The organism is Lelliottia nimipressuralis (genome assembly GCF_004115925.1).
Taxonomy (GTDB): domain Bacteria; phylum Pseudomonadota; class Gammaproteobacteria; order Enterobacterales; family Enterobacteriaceae; genus Enterobacter; species Enterobacter nimipressuralis.
Genome location: NZ_SDDX01000023.1, coordinates 32,335 through 48,711, shown reverse-complemented (window position 1 = coordinate 48,711; position 16,377 = coordinate 32,335). Strand labels below are relative to the sequence as shown.

Here is a 16,377-nt window from a genome sequence, read left to right as displayed (position 1 = left end):
CGAGTTCAAGTCTCGCTCCGGGTACCATGGGAAAGCCAAGAATAATCAAAGCAATAAGCAGTGTCGTGAAACCACCCTCGGGTGGTTTTTTTGTTTTTGTCCCTCGCCATCTTCACGCTTCTTACTTGCCCTATTTTCATTCTGGCTGGTGAGCCGAAATATGCTCGGAGATATACAGCATGAGAAAAAAATCCGTGTACGACTCCGGGCTAAAAAGTACTTAAAGAGCGGGGAAGGTTTGAGCATGAAAATAGAGTGAAGAAACAAAGGACCTTCTCTGGTTAGAACCCCGCAAAAACGTATATTTAAGTCATGGTTAAATAATGGTTTAGCATTTGTAATTTATAACCTCTAAACAAATACTCTCTGCTTCAATCATCCGTCCTCCATTCTTTAATGCGCAGGCATAATATTCATCGGCAGTTTTATAGGGGGACCGGATAATTTCACCGCAGCATTTCGGGGGCAGAGTCTGGCATGTTGTGCTCAAAGCCTGCATCTCACCAAGTGCATAACGCACTTACTGGCTCTGTGTTCTGCCCGCCAGGCACCGGCATTTAAAGAGTCCTCGCCCGAAGTGTGGTAAGCTCCTTTTCTTTTTTTCAGGAGTATCAGTAATGACTGAAGGCCCATTAAATGAAAACGAAATGGAGTGGCTGGAAGAGACATTAATCTCTCACGGTCATGACGATGCGTCTGTGCTTGACGTTTCCGAACTCGACGGCATGCTAACCGCAGTGCTGTCCGGTCCTCTTGTGGTGGAACCCGACACCTGGCTGGTGGCGATCTGGGGCGGTGAAAAACACATCCCGCGTTGGAAAAACGATCGTGAAATGCACCGTTTTATCGATCTCTGCTTTAAGCATATGAACGACATCGCCGAGCGCCTGAGCGACTATCCCGACCAGTTTGAGCCAGTCTTTGGCGAGAACGATGTCGAGGGGACCACCTATACCGTGGTGGAAGAGTGGTGTTACGGCTACATGCGTGGAATGGCTCTGACCGACTGGTCTACCTTGCCGGAAGAGCTGAAACCCGATCTGGCGGTGATCGCTCTACATGGCTCGGAAGAGAACGTCGATCGCGTTGAAGCCATGACGGAAGAGGAGTATCAGGCGAGCGTGGACAGCATCCGTCCGGCGGCGATTCGTCTATATAACTACTGGCTGGCGAATCCACAGCAGCCGGAGGCCAAAAAGCCGATCGTCAACGGAACCAAAGTAGGGCGCAACGATCCGTGCCCGTGCGGAAGCGGGAAGAAATTTAAAAGCTGCTGTTTGCATTAATAAAAAAGGGCTCGCAATGAGCCCTTTAATTACCGCCGGGAGCCTGCAACTCGTCAGTTTATCCCACCTCCGGCAACAGCCCCGCAGCAATCGAAAACTGCACCAGAATCACCACAATCCCACAGATAAATACCAGCCCTAACAGCGGTTTTCCGCCCCACACCCGGTAACCCGAATCAGGGTGCTGCTGACGGCTTTTCCACGCCAGCAGGGAAGGGAGCAAAAGAGCCAAAACGGCCAGCGCTACACCCGCGTAGCCCAGCGCCATCACAAACCCACGCGGATAGAACAGTGCGAAGGCCAGCGGCGGAAGGAAGGTAATCAGGCCCGTCTGGATGCGTCCGCTGACGGAGCGTTTGCGCTGGAACAGATCCGCCAGATAGTCGAATAGCCCGAGGGCGACGCCGAGGAAAGAGGTCGCCAGCGCCAGATCGGCAAACAGATGCACTGCCAGCTCAACGTGCGGCGAAGCCACCACTTCACGCAGCGCCTGCAAGAATCCGTTCAGACCGGAATGATCGGCCATTAAGCCAATAAACGTAGACGAATCAATGCTGCCCAGAGTCACCAGTTGCCAGAAGATATAGGCAATGAGGGGGATCGCGCTGCCGATAATGAACACGCGGCGCAGTTTACGAATATCGCCATTCATATAGCTGACGATACTCGGCACGCTGCCGTGGAAGCCGAACGAGGTGAAAATCACCGGAATGGCAGAAAGCGCCAGCCCCTGTTGCAGTGGCAGGGTGAGCAAATTCACTTTGTGAACGTGCGGAGCCAGCAGCGCCAGCATGACTACCAGGAAAACAATCTTGGCGCTGAAGAGAAAGCGGTTAAACAGATCGACCAGCGACGTTCCCACGCATACCACGCCCCCGCCAATCAGCGTAAAGAAGATCACGCCGGTCGCCGGAGAAATAGCAGAGCCAAACCAGTCGTTGACGCTTGACGCGATCAGCTCGCCTGCGCCGCTCATGTAGGCCGCTGTCAGGGCATACATCAGGAACATCATGCTAAATCCCGTAATCCACTGACCGTAGCGGCCAAGATAGCGGGCGGCCAGTGAGCCAAGGCCCGTATCGGCAGGAACGTGCTGATACACCTCAAGCAGCAGTAATGCGGTATAGCACATCAGCGCCCACAGGCAGGCCAGAAGCACCAGCGTGACGCTAAATCCAACGCCCGCAGCGGCCAAAGGCATCGCCAGCATTCCTGCGCCAATCGTCGTGCCAGCGACGATAAAAATACTTCCCAGAGTTCTGTTCTTCACGCTTTCCTCTACCACAACCGCTTATCGCAACCTAATCTGCGGCGCAGAGTAAGACAAAACTCGTTACTCGTCAAATCACCGTTACAACCGGTGTAATCATATTTTTACAGTTACAAACCTGTGCCAGCGCAAGGCAGCAGGGCGCAAACCTGTTTAGTCTGTGGCTTTGATTTGGAGGGGTTATGACATCGATTCACGGACATGATGTGCTCAATATGATGATTGAGTCGGGTGAGCAGTACACGGAGCAAAGCCTGGTTCAGGCGATTTATTCCCGCTTTGGCAATAATGCGCGTTTTCATACTTGCTCGGCAGAGAATATGACGGCGGCGGAGCTGGTGGCATTTCTGGCGGCGCGGGGGAAATTTATTCCGGCAGACGAGGGGTTTTCAACGCACGTAAGTAAAATCTGTCGCCATTAAAAAAGGGGAGCCAGAAGGCTCCCGAAACTTTATTTCTGCGTGTCGAGAGTCGACAGCTCTTTATCAATAAAGTACAAACCTTCGCCTGATTTACCCGCCAGCGATAATTTATCGAGTACGGATTTAAACAGTTTCTCTTCTTCGTGCTGTTCTGCAACATACCACTGCAGGAAATTAAAGGTCGGATAATCCTGGCCAATCATCGCCGCATGAGTCAGTTCGTTAATTTTCTGGGTGATCAGTTGCTCGTGTTCGTAAGTGGCGCGGAACAGTTCGTCCAGTGACGCATACTCAGCGAACGGAGACGCCACTGGATTAATGCGTGGCAGGCTGCCGGTGTCAGCGAGATAATCGAACAGACGCTGCATGTGCGTCATCTCTTCCTGGGCGTGGCGACGCAGAAACGCGGCCGCGCCTTCAAAGCTGTGGTAGCTGCACCAGGCACTCATTTGTTGATAAAGCAGGGATGAAAAAAGCTCGAGGTTCATTTGTTCGTTGAGCTTATCGATCATTTCAGTTTTCAGCATAGTGCAGCTCCATGGAATTATTTATTAGTCAGTCAGGGCGTCACTATAATTTGTTATTTAATTATTTGCAAAAGGTAAAATAAAAGATTAATTATTCAAAATACGAATGGGAATAAAACGCATTGGCAGTTGTTTATATATTAATGAGAATGGTTTCGCTTCGTATTAAATAGACTGCCAGGGGAAAACTGGCAGCACTATTAATATTACCAGGTTTGCGTCGCTGCGGGATTTACCGCATAGCCCATGCATTTGTACTGGATAGTGACGGTCTGGTTGAGGCAAACCGACCCGCTGAACAGGCTGCAGGTTTTTATCGGCTGACCATAGAAAGAGGCGGTCGCGAAGCCCATGCTCTGGCACTCGCGCGTGGCCGTCCCGTTGGTGACATAGTCATCGTAACGGGCATTCTGGAAAATCGCCTGGCCGTAATCCAGCCGGACGACGCCGCCTGGCGCATCGGCGTTACTCACCTGCGCCTGACGAGTGACCGTGCAGCCCGCGAGGAGCAGAAATAAACCGGCAACGAATAATCTCTTCATATTTCGCTCTGATTCAATGTAAACACGCTATTTTACCGCCTGCCAGAACGGTCAATGCCGCGAATAGCCGGACGAATTTCCCTCTCTCTTTTCAACGACATGATTTGGTGGGATAGCCTGTCGAAGATTATGCAAAACCCCAGTGATGCTGGCGGCACGGGGCAAATGCGGCTCTGGCCCGGGAAAATATCCACAAAAGGGATGCGAGGCGGCCGGCAGCTCCTCACAGGACGGGTGTTCCTTAAAGGTTTTTTACTGTCTTTCAAAAGCAGTCTAGCCAACGGCTGGATTGGTGAGTAGGTATTTCTGAACATTGAGCAACCGCATCTCATTTCTTCTGTATTGCCTGATTATGTGAAGCGGCTTTCGTTTTTTAAAACATTTTTTCAGTTAATTTGAAAGTGCGTTTGTTAGATAGTAAGGTTGTCTGGATTCGCTATCTTTGGCGGCAACACCCGCAACGTATTCAGGAGATGAAGAATGAAAATTGCACTGATGATGGAAAACAGCCAGGCTGGCAAAAACGCCACTATCCTCAACGAATTGAAAACCGTCGTTGATGAGAAAGGTTTCCCGGTCTACAACGTCGGGATGAGTGACGAGAACGATCACCATTTGACTTACATCCACCTGGGTATCATGGCCAGCATCCTGTTAAATTCTAAGGCGGTGGACTTTGTAGTCACCGGTTGCGGGACAGGCCAGGGCGCGCTGATGTCGCTGAACATCCACCCGGGCGTGATTTGCGGTTACTGTATCGACCCGGCAGATGCGTTTCTGTTTGCGCAGATCAACAACGGTAACGCGCTCTCTCTGCCATTCGCCAAAGGCTTCGGCTGGGGTGCTGAGCTGAACGTGCGCTTTATCTTCGAAAAAGCGTTTACTGGCCGCAAAGGCGAAGGGTATCCGCCAGAGCGTAAAGAGCCACAGGTGCGTAACGCCGGTATTCTGAACCAGGTGAAAGCCGCCGTAGTGAAAGAGAACTATCTGGATACCCTGCGTGCAATCGATCCTGAGCTGGTGAAAACCGCCGTTTCCGGTCAGCGCTTCCAGCAGTGCTTCTTCGAAAACTGCCAGGACAAAGAGATCGAAGCATTTGTTCGCGGTATCGTAGGCTAAAACGGCTATCTGAATGAAAAGCCAGCCATGCTGGCTTTTTTTATGCCTTGTTCGACACCGCGCTCCCTGCATCTTTCGTCAGCCGCAGAGTATCCACCATCCCCACCAGGCAAATCAGCGCGATGGCGACAAAGGCCAGACGAAAGCTGATCCCCGGCACGCTTGTCATGTTCAGCAAATCGCCCATTTTCTCGCCAATCCGGATTCCAATCGCCCCGAGAGTGATCCCAAGCCCGACCGCCAGCTGCGTCGCTGTGGAAAACAGCGTATTGGCGTAGCTCATTTGTGCCGATGGTACATCCGCAAAGGCCAGCGTACTGACCGCCGTAAACTGAATCGAACGGAACACCCCGCCCAGATAAAGGATCAACATAATCAGCCAGACCGGCGTCTGTGGTGAGATAAACGCGCAGGCCAGCAGGGACAATACGTTTAGCGCTCCATTTATCAGCAGCAGTTTTCGGAAACCCAGGCGACGGATCAGCGGCGTGGTGGCAGGTTTAATCGTCAGATTACCGACAAACACAGCCAGCACCAGCAGGCCAGAGTGAAAAGCATCCATCCCAAAGCCTACCTGGAACATCAGGGGAAGCAGGAAAGGAACCGCGCTTATGGAGGCGCGAAACAGTGAGCCGCCGTACATCGTTACACGAAACGTCGGAACCTGCATGGCGTCGAGGCGAATCATCGGCCACTGGGCGCGCTGAAAATGGCGCAGGGCGTAGATAAGCGTGACCGCCCCCACAACCAAAAGTGCCAGGGTGAGCACCCCTTGTGAATGCTGCGCACCCATCGACTCCATGGCATACACCAGGCTCACCATCGCAATCGTGGTGGCGATAAAGCCGGGCGTATCGAAGGGACGACGTTCATCGTCGTGCAGATCGGGAATGATGCGTAGCGCCAGAATAATCGCCACGATCCCGAGGGGTACATTAATAAAGAAGATCCAGCGCCAGCCGGCGTAGCTGGTAATAAAGCCGCCGAGGGGCGGCCCGATAATGGGTGCCACCAGTGCGGGCCAGGTGAGGGTGGCGATAGCGGTGATCAGCTGATGTTTAGGCGTCGTGCGCAAGACCGCCAGCCGCCCGACCGGGACCATCAGCGCACCGCCCATGCCCTGCAGCACGCGCATGGCGACAAACTGATCCACCGTAGTGGATAGTCCGCAAAAGATGGAGGCGAGGGTGAAGATCGCCAGCGCCACGGCAAACACTTTGCGTGCGCCAAAGCGGTCGGCGATCCAGCCGCTGGCGGGGATCAAGACTGCCAGCGTGATCAGATAGGCGCTGATGCCGATATTCAAATCCACGGCCTGTACGCCAAAGCTTTTCGCCATATCGGGAAGCGCGGTGGCAATCACGGTTCCGTCGAGAAACTCCATAAAGAACGCCCCGGCAACCAGCAGTGCCGCTGGCGACAGCCCGCGGTTCTCCTTTCCGGTGATGTTGTCAGTCATCATTACCCTGCCATATCAAAAAAATTTATAAAAATTTACTGGAACTTATCGATTTCTAAGCTGCGGATTTGTCATGGATTTTTGTAACAATCCCGCAGCATTGCTGATTTTGTAACCGTGATTTGCGTCACATAATCATTGATTTTTGTGACGCTGGTCATATTATATGCGCATAGACAATAACACCTGCATAACACATTACCGGAGCATCAAATGAAACTGCGCAAAATCCTGAAAAGCATGTGGGCTAACTACTGCAATACGTTTAAAGACGTACCGCCAGGCGCAATGTTCTGATGTAAAAAACCTGCTTCGGCAGGTTTTTTTATGCCTGCGCTCGACGAGAGGGAAGATGAAAGGGCTATCGTTTTGCTACTATGGCGCTCTTTATGTAAGGAGCTTCCTATGTCTCAAAATCTGAGCGCCGATCAGGAACTGGTATCTGACGTCGTCGCATGCCAGTTGGTCATCAAACAAATCCTGGATGTGTTAGACATTATCGCGCCGATTGAAGTGCGTGAAAAAATGTCTACCCAACTGAAAAACATCGATTTCACCAGCCATCCTGCTGCGGCGGACCCCGTTACGCTTCGCGCCATTCAAAAAGCCATCGCGCTTATCGAACTCAAGTTCACACCGCAGGGTGAGTCACACTAAAATAAACCGATGTTTTGAATTTAGAAACAAGTTTATGCGAAAGGGCGACAGCAATGTCGCCCTTTTGACGTTCAGAAGAAGGTCTGCACCAGCAGATAGCTGGCGGCACAGGCACAGCTGACGCCGATAAGCCCCGGCAGAATAAAGCTGTGGTTGATGATGAATTTGCCAATTCGGGTGGTACCGGAGCGGTCGAAACCGATACAGGCCAGGTCGCTCGGGTAGGTGGGCAGCACGAAGTAACCGTAGGAGGCCGGGAAGAAAGCAATCAGCATTTTTGGCTCAATGCCCAGCATCAGGCCCATCGGTGCGACGGCGGTCAGTGCTGCGGCCTGGCTGTTTACCAGTTTGGAGACCAGAAACAACACGATGGCGTAAGTCCACGGATGGCTTTTTACTACACCTTCGAGTGCCATTTTCAGCTCGTCGAGGTGCGCCTGGAAGAAGGTATCGCTCATCCACGCAACCCCGAAGACCGAGAAAATCGCCACCATCCCGGCCTTAAACACCGCGCCGTTCGAAATGGCAGAGGCGTTAACCTTACAGGCAATCAGCATCACGGCACCGGCAATCAGCATCATCATCTGGATGACGAGATTCATGGAAAGCGCTGTCATTTTGCCTTTGATTTCAAAGGCAGGACGCAGTTCGGGCAACGCCCCCAGCAGCACCACGACAGCAATGCCGGCGAAGAAAATCCACGTCGACCAGTACGCCTGTTTCGGAAAGCGCTGGTTCATCAGCGTTTCGGTGCTGCCATAGATAAATTCGCGCTGTTTCGGGTCGCTGAGTTTTTCCTGGAATTCCGCGTCGTCAGCCAGATCTTTTCCGCGACGCAGGCTCCAGAGCGCGGCAATCATCACCCCAAACAGCGAAGCGGGTACGGAGACGGCCAGAATCTCGAGGATCCCCCACGCCTGACCGATACCGTGCTGGGCGCCAATAATTGACACCAGTGATACCACGGCAACAGAGACCGGGGACGCCGTAATCGCCATCTGCGAGGCAACAGAAGCAACGGCCATTGGGCGTTCCGGGCGAATACCTTTTTTTAGCGCGATGTCGGCGATAATCGGAAACATGGTGTACACCACATGACCGGTCCCGCAGAGAAACGTCAGCATCCAGGTGGTAAAGGGAGCGAGGAGGGTGATGTGCTGCGGATGTTTTCTCAGCAGGCGCTCGGCAAACTGCATCATGACATTCAGGCCACCCGCGGTCTGCAGGGTCGCCGCGCAGCCGATCACGGCAAGGATCGTCAGCATGACGTCCACCGGCGGTTTACCGGGCTGGAGGCCAAACACAAAACTTAAAATGAAAAGACCGATACCGCTTATCAGCCCAAGGCCCATCCCGCCGAACCGCGTTCCTACCAGCAGGCAGAGGATAATGACAATAAACTCGATGGTGATCATGAAGCTCCCTCGTCAATCAAAGTGAAATGAAATAAATCATTTCACTTTGTAAGGTTATTGGCTGGGAGCCAGATCTGATTTGTTAAATTTCAATAAAAGCAGTTACTTGGTAACTATTATTTAACAATTGTGGATAACTAGCCGGGCATCAGTGGCGCTGACAGTTCACCAGATTAAGCAGATGCTGATCAGTCTGCGTCATACACAGCCCGGCACGCTTCGCGCTGCGCACCTCATCCAGAATGGTTTTCAGCAATAGCCCATCCTGCTGCTGTTCTTTTCTCATATCACGCAAGAAATCGAGCGTGGTGTCATCATTCAGCGCTTTGGCCTCTCCGGCGAGCGTTTTCAGCATGGTGCAACGCTGCTCGTACTCGTCGAGGGTTTTCTGGAATATCTCTTCCAGCGATGAACAGGCGTCATCGGAGATCACACGCGCTTTGACAATCGGGTTAGCCCCGGCCTGTTTCATATAGTCAAAGACCCGCATCATGTGGGTGATATTGCATTGCGCCTGGGTGCGCAGAAAGGTGGCGGTTCCGTTGAGGCTGTGCTCTGAACACCAGTCGCTCAACTGCAAATAGAGATTGGAGGCGTTGAACTCGAGGTTCATCTGGGTGTTGAGTTTCTGAATCATTCCTGAAGTTGTCATTATAATATCCTTATTTAGAGGAGGGATGATTAACAACAGAATAAAGCCGTTCAGTACCGTCGTTATGTGACCCACTTTTCATTTCCCGTCATGCAATTAGGAATAATGCCCGTAATTTGTAAAAAGAATGAACTGTGATCCACGCACAGGTTTGACGGATGACTTCTTGTAAAATGAAACGATGTTTTATCTATTTCATTTATGAGGATCAAAATGGCCAGAGTGGCGGTATTGTTGGCACCAGGATTTGAAGAAGCGGAAGCAATTATCACGATTGATATCTTGCGTCGTATGCACATTGACGTCGAAACGCTGGCCTGCGCGGAGTCGCGCGCGGTGGTGAGTTATCACAACATCCCGATGGTGGCAGACAGGACGCTCTCCGAGCGCGCCGATACGCTGTACGACGCAGTGGTACTGCCGGGCGGGCCACAGGGCAGCATGAATCTGGCTGCCAGCCAGGAAGTGGTTCGTTTTGTTAAGGCACATGACGACGCGGGCAAATTGATCTGCCCAATCTGCTCTGCCGCGGCGCGCGTGTTGGGCGGCAACGGCCTGCTGAAAGGGCGTCGCTATGTCTGCTCAGGCGATTTATGGGAAACGGTCAACGACGGGGAATACGTCGATGCGCCGGTAGTAGAGGATCAGAATCTCCTCAGCGGCAAAGGCCTCGGCCACGCGTTTGATTTTGCCCTGACCCTGGCCGCCCGTTTACTGGGAGACGAAGCACCGGTTCGCGATCACGCGGATCATATTTACTACGCCTGGTAAATTCTTACGCGGACGCTACGGCGTCCGTATTACAGGGACGTCTTAGCTGACCTTATGGATAATTCTGCTTAATCCCCTCCAATTTGTCCGACAATACCCGCCTTTTTTATGTCATTTATCGCTGAATATATGTACGCAATTACTGTAATTCTGCGGTGTGATGCCGCTCTCTTATGGATGATTAATTTCCCGCTAAAACTATCTCCAGCACCATCACTTATTCAAGGGTGAGCGCTAATACCTTGTTTTACGTCCGATTAAATAAAAAGCACGACACTATACCCTACATAAAAGAATGCTAATGCTGGAGTTAACCATGCACAAATTTACTAAAACGCTGGCGGCCATCGGCCTGGCTGCCGTTATGTCACAATCCGCTATGGCAGAGAATTTAAAGCTCGGTTTTCTGGTGAAACAGCCTGAAGAACCCTGGTTCCAGACCGAATGGAAATTTGCGGATAAAGCCGGGAAAGATCTCGGCTTTGATGTCATCAAAATTGCCGTACCCGATGGTGAAAAAACACTGAACGCCATCGACAGCCTGGCGGCCAGCGGCGCGAAAGGTTTTGTCATTTGTACGCCAGATCCGAAACTCGGTTCGGCCATTGTGGCAAAAGCGCGGGGTTACGGCATGAAGGTGATTGCGGTTGACGATCAGTTCGTCAACGCCAAAGGCAAACCAATGGATACCGTTCCGCTGGTAATGATGGCGGCCACCAAAATTGGTGAGCGTCAGGGCCAGGAACTTTATAAAGAGATGCAAAAACGCGGCTGGGATGTGAAAGAAACAGCCGTTATGGCGATCACCGCAGATGAACTCGATACCGCGCGTCGCCGTACGTCCGGTTCGATGGACGCGCTGAAAGCGGCCGGGTTCCCGGAAAAACAGATCTATAAAGTCCCGACGAAATCGAACGATATTCCAGGCGCCTTCGACGCCGCAAACTCCATGCTGGTGCAGCACCCTGAAGTTAAACACTGGCTGGTGGTCGGCATGAACGACAACACCGTGCTGGGCGGCGTGCGCGCGACAGAAGGTCAGGGCTTTAAAGCGGCGGATGTCATCGGCGTCGGCATTAATGGCGTGGATGCGGTGAGCGAGCTGTCTAAAGCGCAGGCGACCGGCTTCTACGGCTCGCTGCTGCCAAGCCCGGATGTGCATGGCTATAAATCCAGCGAAATGCTCTATAACTGGGTGACGAAAGACGCTGAGCCTCCGAAGTTCACCGAGGTGACGGACGTGGTGCTGATCACCCGCGACAACTTCAAAGAGGAACTGGCGAAAAAAGGGCTGGGCGGTAAGTAATTTGTTGTGATTGCGCCCCTCGATGCGGAGGGGCCAGACGTACACTACTCGAATCACGGAGACGTTATGCAACAGTCTGACCCGTATCTCTCTTTTCGCGGCATCGGGAAAACGTTCCCCGGTGTAAACGCGCTGACCGATATCAGTTTCGACTGCTATCCCGGTCAGGTCCACGCCCTGATGGGGGAGAATGGCGCAGGGAAATCCACGCTGCTAAAAATCCTCAGCGGAAACTACGCCCCGACGACCGGCACGCTGGCGATTCGCGGCGAAGAGATGGCGTTTGCCGATACCACGGCGGCGCTGAATGCTGGCGTCGCTATCATTTATCAGGAGCTGCATCTGGTACCTGAAATGACGGTGGCGGAAAACATCTATCTGGGACAATTGCCTCACAAGAGCGGGATCGTCAATCGCTCGCTCCTCAATTATGAAGCCGGACTGCAGCTGCAGCATCTCGGGCTGGATATCGATCCGCAAACGCCGCTGAAATATCTGTCAATAGGCCAATGGCAGATGGTGGAAATTGCCAAGGCGCTCGCGCGCAACGCAAAAATTATCGCCTTTGATGAGCCGACAAGTTCGCTCTCGGCGCGTGAGATCGACAACCTGTTCCGGGTGATCCGCGAGCTGCGCAAAGAAGGGCGCATCATTTTATATGTTTCGCACCGTATGGAAGAGATTTTTGCCCTTAGCGACGCCATCACCGTGTTCAAAGATGGCCGCTACGTGCGCACCTTCACCGATATGCAGCAGGTCAATCATGACCAGCTGGTGCAGGCGATGGTCGGACGTGAGCTGGGGGATATCTATCATTGGCAACCGCGAGAATACGCTGCCGAGCGTTTGCGTCTGGAGAGCGTCAAAGCGCCAGGCGTGCGGACGCCCATCTCCCTGTCGGTGCGCAGCGGCGAAATCGTCGGTCTGTTCGGGCTAGTGGGAGCAGGGCGCAGCGAGCTGATGAAAGGGCTGTTCGGCGGCACGCGGATCACCGCAGGCCAGGTATATATCGACGGTCAGCCGGTGGATATCCAGAAACCGGCTCACGCGATCCGCGCGGGGATGATGCTCTGTCCTGAAGATCGTAAAGCCGACGGGATTATTCCGGTCCACTCTGTGCGTGACAACATTAACATTTCGGCACGCCGAAAATTCATTCGTGCCGGATGCCTGATCAACGACAGCTGGGAAAACATTAACGCCGATTACCATATTCGCTCCCTGAATATTAAAACCCCCGGTGCTGAACAGCTCATTATGAATCTCTCCGGCGGGAACCAGCAAAAGGCCATTCTGGGCCGCTGGCTGTCGGAAGAGATGAAAGTCATTTTGCTGGATGAACCGACGCGCGGCATCGACGTCGGGGCCAAGCACGAAATCTATAACGTCATCTATGAGCTGGCAAAACGCGGCGTGGCGGTGTTGTTCGCCTCCAGCGATCTGCCCGAAGTGCTGGGCGTTGCCGACCGCATCATCGTGATGCGCGAAGGGGATATCGCCGGTGAATTGCTACATGAACAGGCGAATGAACAACAGGCGTTGAGCCTCGCCATGCCTAAAGTCAGCCAGGCTGTCGCCTGAGCAAGGAGTAAATGATGTCCTCTGTAACTACCTCTCGCGCACCGAAATCGGCTTTTAGCCTGGGGCGCATCTGGGATCAATACGGCATGCTGGTGGTCTTTGCCGTCCTGTTCCTGGGCTGTGCGATCTTCGTGCCGAATTTCGCCAGTTTCGTCAACATGAAAGGGCTGGGGCTGGCGATCTCCATGTCCGGTATGGTCGCCTGCGGAATGCTGTTCTGTCTGGCGTCCGGCGATTTCGACCTCTCCGTTGCGTCGGTCATCGCCTGTGCAGGTGTGACGGCGGCGGTGGTGATCAACCTGACGGAAAGCCTGTGGATAGGGGTTTTTGCCGGGCTGATGCTGGGTGTGCTCAGCGGGCTGGTGAATGGTTTTGTCATTGCCCGCCTGAAGATCAACGCCCTGATCACCACGCTTGCCACCATGCAAATTGTGCGCGGCCTGGCCTATATTATCTCTGACGGGAAAGCGGTGGGGATTGAAGACGAGCGCTTCTTTACCCTCGGCTACGCCAACTGGCTGGGTCTGCCAGCGCCTATCTGGCTGACGGTGGGCTGTCTGATTATATTTGGCTTCCTGCTCAACAGAACCACCTTTGGCCGCAATACGCTGGCGATCGGCGGGAATGAAGAGGCTGCGCGCCTGGCCGGTGTCCCGGTGGTGCGTACCAAAATTATTATCTTTGTGCTCTCCGGTCTGGTGTCGGCGGCGGCGGGGATTATTCTGGCATCGCGTATGACCAGCGGCCAGCCGATGACCTCGATTGGCTATGAGCTGATTGTGATTTCTGCCTGCGTATTGGGTGGGGTTTCGCTAAAAGGCGGCATCGGAAAAATCTCATATGTGGTGGCCGGTATCCTTATCCTCGGCACCGTTGAGAACGCCATGAACCTGCTGAATATTTCCCCCTTCTCGCAGTACGTCGTACGTGGCCTAATCCTGCTGGCAGCAGTGATCTTCGACCGTTACAAGCAAAAAGCGAAGCGCACCGTTTGAGCAAAATCTGGCCCAACTTTTAAGTCTAGTCCTACCTCCCTGCCGCCTGCCAGCAATGCTGGCAGGCGGTTTGCTAAATGGCGAGCAGCGTCACACTGTCTATACTTACATGGCTACTGAGATGTTAAATGTCTGACATCTCGAAAACCGTAAGGAGGATAAGGGTGGCAGACTCGTTAAACGTACCGCCTGCACTGACCGGAGAATTCGCATTCTTTTTCGATCTCGACGGGACTCTCGCCGACATCAAACCGCACCCCGATCAGGTGGTGATACCTGCCGATATTCTCCGGGTGTTACATCAGCTCTCCAGCAACAATCATGGGGCACTGGCATTGATATCAGGGCGCTCAATGGCCGAGCTGGATCAGCTTGCCAGGCCTTACCGCTTTCCGCTTGCCGGTGTGCACGGAGCGGAGCGCCGCGACATCCATGGCAACGCGCATATCGTCTCTCTTCCCGATTCACTGATTCAGTCGCTCACGGTACAACTGACCGCGGCGCTAGAGCATCTGCCGGGAACGGAGCTGGAAGCGAAAGGGATGGCCTTTGCGCTGCACTATCGTCAGGGGCCGCAGCACGAAGCTGCCATCACGGCGCTGGCAACCTCCATCGTCGCGGCACACCCTCAGCTTGCGCTGCAGCCGGGCAAATGTGTGGTGGAGATAAAACCAAGGGGCATTAATAAAGGAGAGGCGATCAAGGCCTTCATGACCGAGGCGCCTTTTGCAGGCAGAACGCCGGTGTTTATCGGCGACGACCTGACGGACGAAAGCGGTTTTAGCGCCGTCAATCAGGCCGGAGGGGTATCAATTAAAGTCGGACAGGGTGAAACCTGCGCCGAATGGCGACTGGCGAATGTCGCCAGCGTATGGCAATGGGTCACCGAAGTCGCTAACCAGCAACAAGAAGAAAAAATAGCGCATAACAACAGGAGAAAACATGATGGGTCGCTTAGTCGTAGTCTCTAACCGAATTGCGCCACCGGACGATAAAAAATCCAGCGCGGGTGGTCTGGCGGTAGGGATTTTGGGTGCCTTAAAAACAGCTGGCGGTTTGTGGTTTGGCTGGAGCGGTGACGTCGGTAATGAAGACCAGCCGCTAAAAAAGGTGACACGGGGCAACATCACGTGGGCATCGTTTAATCTGGGTGAGAAGGACTACGAAGAATATTACTCGCAGTTCTCGAATGCCGTGCTGTGGCCGGCGTTTCACTATCGTCTGGACCTGGTTAAATTTGAGCGCGATTCGTGGGAAGGGTACACACGTGTCAATGCGCTGCTGGCGGATAAACTGCTGCCGTTAATCGAGGAAGACGATATTTTATGGATCCACGATTATCATCTGATTCCGTTCGCCAGCGAGCTGCGCAAACGTGGGGTGAATAACCGGATCGGCTTCTTCCTGCACATCCCGTTCCCGACGCCGGAGATTTTCACCGCGTTGCCGCCGCATGAAGAGCTGCTGGAAGGGCTGTGCGATTACGATCTGCTTGGCTTCCAGACGGAAAACGACCGCGTGGCGTTTCTCGATAGCGTCTCCGGTAAAACGCGCGTGACCACCCGCAGCGGCAAGTCTCATACCGCGTGGGGCAAGACTTTCGAGACCGAAGTCTATCCTATCGGTATTGAACCTGATGAAATCGCCGCTGACGCCTCTGGCCCGCTGCCGCCGAAACTGGCGCAGCTCAAAAGCGAGCTGAAAAACGTCAAAAACATCTTCTCCGTGGAGCGTCTGGATTACTCGAAAGGGTTGCCGGAACGCTTCCAGGCCTATGAGAGACTGCTGGAAAAATTCCCGCAGCATCACGGTAAAATCCGTTATACGCAGATTGCCCCGACCTCACGTGGTGAGGTGCAGGCCTATCAGGATATACGGCATCAGCTGGAAACCGAGGCCGGGCGCATTAACGGTCGCTACGGGCAGTTGGGCTGGACGCCGCTTTATTATCTCAACCAGCATTTTGAGCGCAAAATTCTGATGAAGGTGTTCCGCTATGCGGAAGTGGGGCTGGTAACGCCTCTGCGCGACGGGATGAACCTGGTGGCGAAAGAGTATGTCGCCGCGCAGGACCCAAATGACCCTGGCGTGCTGGTGCTTTCACAGTTTGCGGGGGCGGCGAACGAGCTGACTTCGGCGCTGATCGTCAATCCCTACGACAGCGATGATGTGGCAAATGCCCTCGACAGGGCGCTGACCATGCCGCTCACTGAGCGTATCTCGCGCCATGCGGAGATGATGAAAGTGATTCGCGAGAACGATATTAATCACTGGCAGGAGCATTTTATTCGCGATCTTGAGCGGATCACTCCCCGTAGCCGGGAGAGCAATCTGCAAAAAAAGGTCGCAACCTTCCCTAAACTGGCTTAACGAGT

Annotated in this window: 18 protein-coding genes; 12 read left to right on the top strand and 6 right to left on the bottom strand. The window is 53.4% G+C overall.

Annotated features, from left to right (window positions below; all coding sequences use genetic code 11):
• Together ETG88_RS22350 and ETG88_RS18725 are read left to right on the top strand one after the other, a co-directional pair.
• Positions 1 to 259, top strand: a 259-nt coding sequence (locus tag ETG88_RS22350; protein WP_206732580.1) for a hypothetical protein, incomplete at its 5' end; no start/stop codon positions are given.
• Between the two features lie 358 nt (positions 260 to 617).
• Entirely contained in the window at positions 618 to 1,286 is a 669-nt protein-coding gene (locus ETG88_RS18725; protein WP_100779731.1) for a YecA/YgfB family protein, read from the top strand.
• Positions 1,287 to 1,344: 58 nt separating this feature from the next.
• On the opposite strand, the gene tyrP is transcribed toward ETG88_RS18725, so the two are convergent.
• Positions 1,345 to 2,556, bottom strand: coding sequence for a tyrosine transporter TyrP (gene tyrP / locus ETG88_RS18720; protein WP_129036089.1), 1,212 nt, complete (start codon positions 2,554 to 2,556; stop codon positions 1,345 to 1,347).
• Between the two features lie 182 nt (positions 2,557 to 2,738).
• Here tyrP and ETG88_RS18715 point away from each other — a divergent pair, with 182 nt between their 5' ends.
• Positions 2,739 to 2,978, top strand: a complete 240-nt coding sequence (locus tag ETG88_RS18715) for a YecH family metal-binding protein (RefSeq protein WP_129036088.1) — start codon at positions 2,739 to 2,741, stop codon at positions 2,976 to 2,978.
• Positions 2,979 to 3,007: 29 nt separating this feature from the next.
• Here ETG88_RS18715 and ftnA read toward each other — a convergent pair whose 3' ends face one another.
• Both ftnA and yecR read right to left on the bottom strand, forming a co-directional pair.
• Positions 3,008 to 3,505, bottom strand: a complete 498-nt coding sequence (ftnA, locus tag ETG88_RS18710; protein ID WP_100779734.1) for a non-heme ferritin — start codon at positions 3,503 to 3,505, stop codon at positions 3,008 to 3,010.
• Positions 3,506 to 3,711: 206 nt separating this feature from the next.
• The gene (gene yecR / locus ETG88_RS18705; protein ID WP_100779735.1) at positions 3,712 to 4,047 is read right to left on the bottom strand and encodes a YecR family lipoprotein; all 336 of its coding nucleotides are present in this window, start codon (positions 4,045 to 4,047) and stop codon (positions 3,712 to 3,714) included.
• A gap of 480 nt (positions 4,048 to 4,527) precedes the next feature.
• Between yecR and ETG88_RS18700 the strand changes: the two genes are divergently transcribed.
• Positions 4,528 to 5,166 carry an RpiB/LacA/LacB family sugar-phosphate isomerase gene (locus tag ETG88_RS18700; protein ID WP_100779736.1) on the top strand — a complete coding sequence of 213 codons (639 nt, stop codon included), beginning with the start codon at positions 4,528 to 4,530 and terminating at the stop codon, positions 5,164 to 5,166.
• A gap of 40 nt (positions 5,167 to 5,206) precedes the next feature.
• Here ETG88_RS18700 and ETG88_RS18695 read toward each other — a convergent pair whose 3' ends face one another.
• Positions 5,207 to 6,625, bottom strand: a complete 1,419-nt coding sequence (locus tag ETG88_RS18695; RefSeq protein ID WP_129036092.1) for an MFS transporter — start codon at positions 6,623 to 6,625, stop codon at positions 5,207 to 5,209.
• A 213-nt stretch (positions 6,626 to 6,838) separates the two neighbouring features.
• Here ETG88_RS18695 and azuC point away from each other — a divergent pair, with 213 nt between their 5' ends.
• Together azuC and ETG88_RS18685 are read left to right on the top strand one after the other, a co-directional pair.
• Entirely contained in the window at positions 6,839 to 6,922 is an 84-nt protein-coding gene (gene azuC / locus ETG88_RS18690; protein ID WP_014832437.1) for a stress response protein AzuC, read from the top strand.
• Between the two features lie 108 nt (positions 6,923 to 7,030).
• The gene (locus ETG88_RS18685) at positions 7,031 to 7,282 is read left to right on the top strand and encodes a DUF2766 family protein (RefSeq protein WP_015959482.1); all 252 of its coding nucleotides are present in this window, start codon (positions 7,031 to 7,033) and stop codon (positions 7,280 to 7,282) included.
• Positions 7,283 to 7,353: 71 nt separating this feature from the next.
• On the opposite strand, the gene ETG88_RS18680 is transcribed toward ETG88_RS18685, so the two are convergent.
• The gene (locus ETG88_RS18680) at positions 7,354 to 8,697 is read right to left on the bottom strand and encodes an anaerobic C4-dicarboxylate transporter (protein WP_102104005.1); all 1,344 of its coding nucleotides are present in this window, start codon (positions 8,695 to 8,697) and stop codon (positions 7,354 to 7,356) included.
• Positions 8,698 to 8,845: 148 nt separating this feature from the next.
• On the bottom strand, positions 8,846 to 9,349 hold the full coding sequence (locus tag ETG88_RS18675) for a non-heme ferritin-like protein (protein ID WP_107703343.1): 504 nt from the start codon (positions 9,347 to 9,349) through the stop codon (positions 8,846 to 8,848).
• A 213-nt stretch (positions 9,350 to 9,562) separates the two neighbouring features.
• Between ETG88_RS18675 and ETG88_RS18670 the strand changes: the two genes are divergently transcribed.
• The 6 genes from ETG88_RS18670 to otsA all read left to right on the top strand — a co-directional run bounded on the left by ETG88_RS18670 (position 9,563) and on the right by otsA (position 16,372).
• Positions 9,563 to 10,120, top strand: a complete 558-nt coding sequence (locus tag ETG88_RS18670) for a DJ-1 family glyoxalase III (RefSeq protein ID WP_129036087.1) — start codon at positions 9,563 to 9,565, stop codon at positions 10,118 to 10,120.
• 316 nt (positions 10,121 to 10,436) lie between these two features.
• A complete protein-coding gene (gene araF / locus ETG88_RS18665) occupies positions 10,437 to 11,426 on the top strand; it encodes an arabinose ABC transporter substrate-binding protein AraF (protein ID WP_100780856.1) in 990 nt (329 codons plus the stop codon).
• A 66-nt stretch (positions 11,427 to 11,492) separates the two neighbouring features.
• The gene (gene araG, locus ETG88_RS18660) at positions 11,493 to 13,007 is read left to right on the top strand and encodes an L-arabinose ABC transporter ATP-binding protein AraG (RefSeq protein WP_123427554.1); all 1,515 of its coding nucleotides are present in this window, start codon (positions 11,493 to 11,495) and stop codon (positions 13,005 to 13,007) included.
• A gap of 11 nt (positions 13,008 to 13,018) precedes the next feature.
• On the top strand, positions 13,019 to 14,002 hold the full coding sequence (gene araH, locus ETG88_RS18655; RefSeq protein ID WP_181826512.1) for an L-arabinose ABC transporter permease AraH: 984 nt from the start codon (positions 13,019 to 13,021) through the stop codon (positions 14,000 to 14,002).
• Positions 14,003 to 14,166: 164 nt separating this feature from the next.
• A complete protein-coding gene (gene otsB / locus ETG88_RS18650) occupies positions 14,167 to 14,973 on the top strand; it encodes a trehalose-phosphatase (protein ID WP_129036086.1) in 807 nt (268 codons plus the stop codon).
• Positions 14,948 to 16,372, top strand: a complete 1,425-nt coding sequence (gene otsA / locus ETG88_RS18645; RefSeq protein ID WP_129036091.1) for an alpha,alpha-trehalose-phosphate synthase — start codon at positions 14,948 to 14,950, stop codon at positions 16,370 to 16,372. The genes otsB and otsA overlap by 26 nt, the downstream gene beginning before the upstream one ends.
• The last annotated feature ends 5 nt before the right edge of the window (positions 16,373 to 16,377 follow it).